Source organism: Photorhabdus heterorhabditis, from assembly GCF_018448905.1.
Taxonomy (GTDB): Bacteria; Pseudomonadota; Gammaproteobacteria; order Enterobacterales; family Enterobacteriaceae; genus Photorhabdus; species Photorhabdus heterorhabditis.
In genome coordinates this window covers 18,591-27,794 of sequence record NZ_RCWA01000048.1, presented here as the reverse complement: position 1 = coordinate 27,794, position 9,204 = coordinate 18,591, and the positions used below count along the sequence as shown (strand labels likewise).

Below are 9,204 nucleotides of genomic sequence, written 5' to 3'. Positions count from 1 at the left end.
ACGAGCGCGGGAAAGAGCACATCAAACTCAGTACGGAATACGGCGGCAAGAGTCAGCTGAATCTGGGGCATCTTGTCGATGGTCAGCGCCCGCACCCGGATAAACGGGGCGAGGGCTTTGAACTGCGTACCGATGACTGGGGAGCGATCCGCGCCGGGAAAGGACTGTTTATCAGCACGGATGAACAATTAAAAGCACAGGGAAAAACGTTGGAGATGCAGGCGGCGTTGTCGGCGCTGTCACAGGCCAGCCAGCAGATGCAAACGCTCAGTGAGGCGGCCACGCAGGCCGCGTCTCTTGCTGCCGATGTGCAAACACAATTGCGCTATGTCCAGGAGCGGGTGACGCAGTTGCAGACAGCGGTGCTGTTAGCCAGCTCACCGGCGGGTATTTCTCTGGTCAGTGGTGCTCATATACAAATGGCGGCTAAAGAAAACCTGATGGTTAATGTTGGCAAGCATGCCGATATTGGGGTCATGAAACGTTTGTTTATTGGTGTAGGAGAGGCGTTTGGTTTGTTTGTCCAGAAACTTGGCATCAAGCTGGTTGCCAATCAGGGCAAGGTATTGATACAGGCTCAGCATGATGAGGTGGTATTGATGGCACAACAGGAAATAACGCTTTCCAGTGATGATAACAACATCACGATTACGACCCCAAAAACGCTGATGCTGAACGCAGGGGGCACCTATCTAAAGATGGATGGAAGCGGTATCGAGTTTGGGACGCTGGGTCATTATCAGGTGAAATGCCAGAGTTATAACGTGAAGAAAGGGGGCGCATCCATCGATACAAAAGTATCCACCTTCCCCCAAACAGAATTAAAAGAAACGACCCCAGATCACACGGGTTCAATTTCAGGATAAGGAATTTGTAAGAATGAAAATTTGTTTTCCCGTGAGCCGAGAAAATGACGGCCAGCCTTATCAGGCTACCGATGATAAAAGCCTGCAAGCTATGCTGACAAAATTACGTTCTGAGCCGAATGGGGCCTGGCTGGTCGGGGCGAATGGTCAGTGGCACGGCGGTGTGCATCTCAGTGACCGGGCCAGTGCACCGTATGCCAAACTGACGCCAGATTTGTTGCAACAGAACAAAGTGATGCCGCTGCGTTGTATGGCGGAGGGAGAGGTGGTGGCTTACCGGTTGAATAACACGTATTTAGAGGCGCCATATTTTCGTGATGAACAGCTGAAATACTCCAGTACTTTTGTGCTGGTGAAATCAGAGTACAAAGCACAGGATGAAACGCTGTTGACATTCTACAGCCTGTATATGCATCTGGCACCGGTGAGTGATTACCCGGCTTACCCGCGTTATAAAGCGATCGTGCAGCACACCCTGCATACTCACCGGTTTCAGGCGAATAATGAGGGACAGTATGGGATACCTGCCGGGGTGACGGAACGGGGTGAACGGCGTGATTATGATATTCCGCCGGAGAATGGCACATTGAAACACGGTGATGAGTTTTTGGTGTATCAGACAGTGGATTTCTTTTCGCCCATCCCTCTCACGACCCGTTATGAAAGAATGCGTTTTGGTCTGGCGCAGAAACTGGAGGGGGGTGTCGTAAAAGATGAGAAGAAATTTTGGGTCGCGTTACAGCCGCAGTTTGCTGAGCAGACAGGAGAATCTAGCCCCCATATGCCGGTTTGGATGCAGTCGGCGGTTAAAAAAGGGGCCTTTGACAGTGTACAAACTTTGACGGGAGATGCAGTTATCCGCATAAACGCCGGAGACCCGATAGGCCATCTGGGATTATTTGAATCGCCGGCGGTGCAGTTGCCGGACCGGATGTCTTACTATTTTACGCATATTGAAGTGTTGAGTGCTGACGATAAGCTGCCGGATTTTGTGAATAACACGAAGCATCTGGCCGATGGCCGAAAATATATTATCTGTGGTTTTGACCAGATGTTGCACAGCTATGATGCGACCCACCAGATTTTTACCCCTTTAGAAGTCAGGACACAGCAGGAAATCGTGCTGGCAAAAACATTGACCAGCCCGGTTAAGGATAAAAAGGGGATGAACTGGTACAAAGTAACGAAGACCAGTTGGGTAAAACAGAACGGGGAACAGGTGGAAGAGGTCGATCAGCATGACCTGAATAAACTGGGATTTCGTTTGTTGGAAGAGAAGGCGACCACGGATTTCAGCAAGTTGACGGGGGAGGCGAGTGTGAAAGTCTGGCTGCGTCATTTACTGGCGGTGGCGAAGCAGGACAGGCGGATGGAGCATGCGTTAGTCCCGGCCCGTTATGAACGTATTTTACGGAAGCTGGATAAAGACGGTGATGGACAGTTGAATGCGCAGGCGGTGCGCCTTGGGTTGTATAACCCGGAAATGATTAACGTGGTGACGCGGTTTATCGTGAAACACAGCAGTGAATGGTATGAGGACAGTCAGGGGGAAGCGTGGACGAACTTTTTTACCAATGTGGTAAAGAACCGCACGGCGAATCGGTTCTGGCGACAGTATCTGGACGGTCAGGTATGGATGAAAGCGGTGGAGCCATTTAACAGTGGGAAGCCGATATGGCATATGCATCCTGTGGTGTTTTTGGATGCATTATCTGAATATGGCTTATGCAAAGATAAGTTTAAAAAAATATCAGGAATAATATTAAAACATGAGGGAGGATATATTAATGATCCAGACGATCGTGGAGGTGAGACAAATATGGGTATTACTTTTAATACATGGAGGGCATACGCGATGGATGATTTAGGAATTGAACCGTCGTCTGAAAATTTAAAGCGTCTTACTAAAGACCAGGCAGAGGTTATTTATTATAATCATTATTGGGAACCTAAAGGCTTTTGTAAGATAGAAAATTCAAAAATTGCATTAATGATTTATGATTGGACTATTACGTCAGGAAAAGCTATAAAAGAAATAAGGAGATTAATTAACAGTGAGTTTGACTCAAAACTATCTATATCAAACTCAATGGATGATGATATGATACATTGTATTAATGCTATAGAAGGTCAAGGTGATTTTTTGCAAAGGTTAGCTGATGTCAGAAAGGGATATTATGAATCATTAACATATACAAATGGCGCTCGTAATAATCAAGTAAAATATCTTGTAGGATGGTTAGGTAGAGTCGATGATTGTTTAAAGGTGGTGATATGAAAAAGATTTTGTTTTTATTATTATTTTTATGTGCCCAATCATTTGCTTTTTCTGGCAATTGGATTTCACAGTATAGTAATGACACTTATAAGCTTTACTTAAAGGAAAATAAAAATGAAATAGTAGGTAGGTATTGTTTTATAACAAATAATGGCAATAGAATAGATTGTGAGGATAATGATGTGTTAAATATAAAAGGGCATATAAATGGTAATGTTGCTGACGTTTATTTTTTGAGTACTTTTGGTGGTAATGGAAAAGCGAGAATAACAAAAGAAAAGAATAAACTTATATGGGTTATTGAAGATTCAAAACCATTTGATGATGCTAATATGAGTGTGAAAAACAAAATAACATTTATACGGGAGTAAATGAATTTTTAACTAGTGGTTTGACTCAGAGACAAAATAGCAGTAAGTACTATGGAATCCTTGGGAAGGACTTATTAAGTTATTCTAATAATCGGATTTCTGATCTTTCAAAAAATTAAGGAGGTTGTTATGTCTAGAAAAATATTTTTCATTATTTTTTGTTCTTTTCCTTTCTTAACTAATGCCAGTGTGAATTCTTATGTTAACTGTTTTTCTTCCAGTGATCAGAAAGGAATTAATTTACAGTTTGTTATTGTAAATGATGGAGGGAGAGATAAATGGTTCGGTGGGTATGTGAAATATGAAAAATCTAATCACCCTATAACTATTGTTCCGGTTAAAGAAAGTGCTGAGGAGTTTACTGAAGGAAGGCCATATGAATATACTACAACCTGGGTGGAAATTATCAATGGTAAACCTGAAGGTAAATACGTAACTGTAAGACAAGGAGCTATTTTTTCTTCTTTTGTATATATAAACACAAAGTCGAAAAAACAGTACGATTTTACGCAGGTATTTGATGCTATGAATGATGGCTATTGTCAATGGAATGATAATGATAGGAAATGATATATATTTGAATGTAAGTTTCCTCTTAGAAAATGGTGCACCTAAACTACAAGGATTAATTAATAGTGAGAGATACTCAGAAGCAGCAGATGAATTTCTTGATATTACGAATGGTGGAGTAGGTGGGTTGGTGGATAGAAATAGATACATATAGCATTGAAGAGCGATATGGCTTTGTAATGATTTTTTATTGGTTAATCACTTAAATAAGAGGTATTTATGCCGGCATTTATTCGTCAGGGTGATAAAACTTCATCCGGAGGAACTGTTTTAGAAGGATCTGACTTAATTGAGTTCGATGATATTCCTGTTGCCCGAAAAGGCGATAAGGTTTCTTGCCCTAAACATGGTGAAACGACAATTGCTGAGGGCAGTCCTGATTATCTTGATGATGGGCGGGCAGTTGCGCTGAATGGGCACCGTTGTGCCTGTGGTTGTACGTTAATCAGTTCATTTTCAGCGGGGACGGTAGATTAATATGTCTGTCAATCTTGATGCTATTCCGGATAAAGCTCCTCGTCCGGTACGCCCGATCACTTTACGCTGGTTACTATTTTTGATCGTCTGTCTGGTAACAGGCGCAATAACGACATTATGGTTTTGGAAAGAGACGCGTTCAGGCAGTGTGTTCTGGTACAGCTTTTTCGTTTTCCCGTTTTCATTCTGGTTGCTGTGTTTTGGAATACGACGACTCGGTTATCAATGCCAGCAAGTGTGGGCCGATGGGTGGGACAGGGAATGTCAGGCTATTCGTGAACGGGAAATTCGAAGAGGGCAGCGCAGTGCACGGTTGATTTTTACTCATGCATCTACGCCTGCGGGCCATGATGTCACTCAGCTTCCCGTCACCCTGCAAGAGAAATCGGTGCTGATGTCGCAGGGAACATTACAAGATCAAGACGAGGTGATCCAGTATGCCCGGCTTTCTGCTGAATTGCCTGCTGCCAAACGTTTCATGATGGCGCGGGATCTGCTTTTGGCCGATGTGCTCCCACTTATGGCGGCGCTGCCTTCCCACTGGCGCCGCTACTGTTCTATTCAGCTCAATGTGAGTGAGTCTGATGTCAGGATACCGGAGATATCTCTGCCAAATATGTTGACGTGTCCGGGGCAGGGATTGGCGGTTTTGGATAACTGGCTGGATATTGATCCAGCTTCTCCTTCGGTTTTGATCATCATTGCCGCAGACGTACAGGATATCCCTCTGAATATTACCGGAGAAGCCGTTGTGGCACTGATGTTTTCTAATCACCCTCTCCCAGAGGAAACTGAATTAGTGATAGTCCACAGACCACACCGTGAGCCTGTTATGCGGACGTCTGTGCTTATAGAACGGGCATTGCTCTGGGCGAAACAAGCGGCAGATAACATTCACAATGGCTGGTTAACCGGTTGGGGAACATCGACTGACAGTGTGTGGAGTACGGCAATAGAACAACAGGGGCTTTTATTGAAGGATGGAGAAACCAGTTGGTTGCTGGAGAAATCCTTTGGCGATACAGGCTACGCAGCGCCCTGGTTAGCCTTGATTTGTGCCAGTGAGCAAGCCAGACAAGAGCAGACTGCACAATTGTATGCGCATAAAACCCGCGCTGATCAACTCTGGGGAGGGGTCATTACACCTTCACTTTCAGGTAAACAGGAGATTTCATGAAACTTCATTCGTTATTTGCATCTATTCTTGCGGTCATTATTGGCCTGTTGCTGTTGTTTGGGGGAGCCTTATTAATGCTTCCAGACCAGATCACTCAGTGGTTTGGCTGGGATGCCCCGTTTCGCCACACTGTGCTGATGGCTTGCGGTTTCCTTATTGCTCTGTGTGTCATGATGGGGTGGTTGATAAATATGTGGTTGACTGCCAGTGGGAAGGGTAATGCTCGCTTGAAGTGGGGTAAGCTTCAGGCAGAAGGTAACGGTGATAACGGAAGAATTTCTGTAGAGACCCAACTACCGGAGTCAATCTCCGCACTGTCAGACTTAGGCGCCCGCCTGCACCGTCGTTACGGTCAGTTCTGGGGATTCAGGGTGCGTCTCTTACTGGTGATGGGCGAGGTGGAACAGGTGGAAGCCATTGCGCCGGGGCTGACGACCCAACACTGGCTGGAGGGGCATCGTACTTTGCTGGTGTACGGCGGCAGTTTACAAACTGAACCGGATGCTGCTCAGCTGGCGGCCCTGCGTCGGTTACGGCGTTTCCGGCCACTGAATGGGGTGGTCTGGGCGCTGACCGAAGCCCAGAGCGCCCAGCCGGTTCTGATGGATAAAGCCCTGCGGATGTTACAGAAACAGGCCCAGCAGTTACATTGGCAGGCGCCAGTTTATCTGTGGCAAGTGTGTCACAGCATCTGGTCGCAGGAAGACCGTATCACTCAACCGGTGGGCTGCTTTTTCCCGGAACGCGGTACGCCGGAAGGGGTGGCAGAACAATTACAGCGGCTGATTGACCCGATGCGCCGGCAGGGCATGCAGCAACTGCTGGCAAAGAACGCCCATGATTTTTTGTATCGCCTGTCATCAACGCTGGAAAACAAGGGGATTACTCACTGGCGTGATGTCCTGACCCCGGTGTTGAAGGAATATGCGGATGTGGTGGTGTTGCGAGGGCTGATGTTCAGTTTGCCGGTCAGGGTCAATCAAGACGGTGCGCCCCAGAGCTGGCTGCCGGACCCGGTGTGGCAGGGGGTACTCCGTGACAGCCGGCGGGCGCCCGGCAGGCGGATGGGGCTGAGCCGGAAACGGCAGGTTTATCACGGTCTGATGGCACTGGCATTGCTGTGGGGCGCGGGCAGTGTGCTGTCGTTTTTCACTAACCGCGACCAGATAAGGGGAGTACAGGCGGCGGTGACTGACCTGAAAACGCACCCGGTCGGGTCTGAGGGTGAACTGATGGCGTTAAAAACCCTGCGTAATGAAATGGGCCGGTTGCAATACCGGGTGGAGCACGGGGCGCCCTGGTATCAGCGTTTTGGTCTCAATCAGAATGAGAGGCTGCTGACGGGGGTGATGCCGGATTACACCGTGATGAATAACCGCCTGATACGGGATAAAGCTGCCTCGGTGTTGCAGGCAAAACTGCGTACTCTGGTGAATTTACCGCCGAACAGTCCGTTATGGGCCGGTCGGGTGGCCGCCGGTCATGACCTGTTGAAAGCTTATCTGATGATGGCGCGTCCGGAGAAAGCGGAGGCGGCATTTTTAACCCGGATACTCAGTGACAATGAACCCGTCCGAGCCGGCATTGCGCCGGGTGTCTGGCTGAGTGCCGCGTCCGATTTATGGGATTTTTACGCGCAAAATTTGTCGGTACATCCGGAATGGCGGATAACCCCGGATACTGAGCTGGTCAGGCAGGTGCGGCAGAAACTGCTGACTCAGTTAGGCCGGCGTAATGCGGATGCCACGCTCTACCAGCAGATGCTGCAATCGGTGGCGAAGGACTATGCCGACGTCACGTTACAGCAGATGACCGGTGACACGGAAGCCGAACGGTTGTTGACGACGGATAAAGTGGTGCCAGGGATGTTTACCCGTCAGGCATGGGAGGGGCAGATACAGCCCGCGATTGGCAAGGCGGTGGCCTCGCGGCGCGAAGCGATTGACTGGGTGCTGAGTGATAACCGGCAGGCCATATCGGCGGCGGTGTCACCGGCGGAGTTAAAAGCCCGGCTGACCGAACGTTACTTTACCGATTTTGCCGGGGCGTGGCAGACGTTTCTGAACAGTCTGCGCTGGAATAAAGCCGATAATATGGCTGAGGTGACAGACCAGTTAACCCTGATGGCAGATACCCGTCAGTCCCCGCTGATTGCGCTAATGAACACGGTGGCGTATCAGGGACAAACGGGTCAGCGCGGGCCGGCTTTATCCGACCGGCTGGTGAAATCGGCCAACACGCTGCTAAACAACAAAACTGTGCCGATGACAGCGCCGTCCTCTGAAAGCCGTGGACCGATGAGCGCGACCTTTGGGCCGCTGCTGGCGTTGATGGGCGAAAATCAGGCGCCTGAGGGCATGAAGGCGGGCAGCCACCTGAATTTACGCACCTTCCTGACCCGGGTCACCGAAGTGCGGCTGAAACTGCAACAGATGAACACCAGTGATGACCCGCCGGCCATGGCGAATACACTGGCCCGGGCGGTGTTTGAAGGGAAAAGCACGGATTTGACGGAGACGCAGGGCTATGGGCGTCTGGTCGCGGCCAGTCTGGGGGGACAATGGCAGGGCCTGGGGCAGACGCTGTTTGTGCAGCCGTTAACGCAGGCGTGGCAGGGAATACTGAAACCGGCAGCGGCGAATCTGAATAGGCAGTGGCAGACGGCGATAGTGGATAACTGGAATAGCGCTTTTACCGGGCGTTACCCGTTTGCGGGTGGGGACAGTGAAGTGTCGTTACCGATGCTGGGGCAGTTTATCCGGTCGGATTCGGGGCGGATAGAACAGTTTCTGAACCGTCAGTTAGGCGGGATACTGCATAAAGAGGGCAACCACTGGGTGCCGGACAGTGTGAACAGTCAGGGATTGCATGTTAATCCGAATTTTCTGAAAGCGGTGAATCAGTTGAGTCAGTTATCGGATGTGCTGTTTACGGATGGCGGTCAGGGCTTGCGCTTTGAGTTGCGGGCGAGAGCGGTGCGGAATGTGGTGGAAACCGACCTGACGATAGACGGACAGAAACTGCGTTATTTTAACCAGATGGAAAGCTGGCAGAGTTTTCGCTGGCCGGGGGAGACGTACAGACCGGGAGTAATGCTGACCTGGACCAGTGTGAATGCGGGGTCACGTTTATTTGGGGATTATGAGGGGAACTGGGGGCTGATCCGCTGGCTGGAGGGGGCGAAGGTGGAGAGGCTGGATGAGAGCCGCTATCGGTTAACGTTTGTGGCGCCGGATGGTTTACCGCTGACGTGGATTTTGCGCACGGAAGTGGGCCGGGGGCCGCTGGCATTGCTGAAACTGCGGGGTTTTAAGTTACCGAAGGACATCTTTGACTCCACACTGGGCGTTTCCCCAACACTCCCAACGGTCGATGACGATAATTGGTAGGAAGGGGCATGTTGCAACGATTGATAATAGCCTGCCTGAGTTGACGTGATGTGCTGGCATTTGCCCGTGAGCAGAC

At 49.2% G+C, this 9,204-nt stretch carries 8 protein-coding genes; all 8 read left to right on the top strand.

The window, feature by feature from the left end; translation table 11 throughout:
- The coding region (locus EAE89_RS20170; RefSeq protein ID WP_214086494.1) for a DUF2345 domain-containing protein at positions 1-866 on the top strand (866 nt) is incomplete at its 5' end.
- Between the two features lie 13 nt (positions 867-879).
- Entirely contained in the window at positions 880-3,144 is a 2,265-nt protein-coding gene (locus EAE89_RS20165; protein ID WP_214086493.1) for a glycoside hydrolase family 108 protein, read from the top strand.
- Positions 3,141-3,515 (top strand): hypothetical protein, encoded by a 375-nt coding sequence (locus EAE89_RS20160; protein ID WP_214086492.1) that lies wholly within the window; start codon positions 3,141-3,143, stop codon positions 3,513-3,515. Before EAE89_RS20165 ends, EAE89_RS20160 begins: the two co-directional genes overlap by 4 nt.
- Before the next feature lie 129 nt (positions 3,516-3,644).
- Positions 3,645-4,085 carry a hypothetical protein gene (locus EAE89_RS20155; RefSeq protein WP_214086491.1) on the top strand — a complete coding sequence of 147 codons (441 nt, stop codon included), beginning with the start codon at positions 3,645-3,647 and terminating at the stop codon, positions 4,083-4,085.
- The gene (locus EAE89_RS20150; protein ID WP_214086490.1) at positions 4,072-4,239 is read left to right on the top strand and encodes a hypothetical protein; all 168 of its coding nucleotides are present in this window, start codon (positions 4,072-4,074) and stop codon (positions 4,237-4,239) included. The genes EAE89_RS20155 and EAE89_RS20150 overlap by 14 nt, the downstream gene beginning before the upstream one ends.
- A gap of 65 nt (positions 4,240-4,304) precedes the next feature.
- Positions 4,305-4,562: a PAAR domain-containing protein gene (locus EAE89_RS20145; RefSeq protein WP_054481536.1), complete on the top strand. Its 258-nt coding sequence runs from the start codon at positions 4,305-4,307 to the stop codon at positions 4,560-4,562.
- A 1-nt stretch (position 4,563) separates the two neighbouring features.
- Complete coding sequence (locus EAE89_RS20140) at positions 4,564-5,739, top strand: hypothetical protein (protein WP_214086489.1); 1,176 nt, start codon at positions 4,564-4,566, stop codon at positions 5,737-5,739.
- Positions 5,736-9,128: an ImcF-related family protein gene (locus EAE89_RS20135; protein WP_244866651.1), complete on the top strand. Its 3,393-nt coding sequence runs from the start codon at positions 5,736-5,738 to the stop codon at positions 9,126-9,128. Before EAE89_RS20140 ends, EAE89_RS20135 begins: the two co-directional genes overlap by 4 nt.
- Positions 9,129-9,204 lie beyond the last annotated feature (76 nt).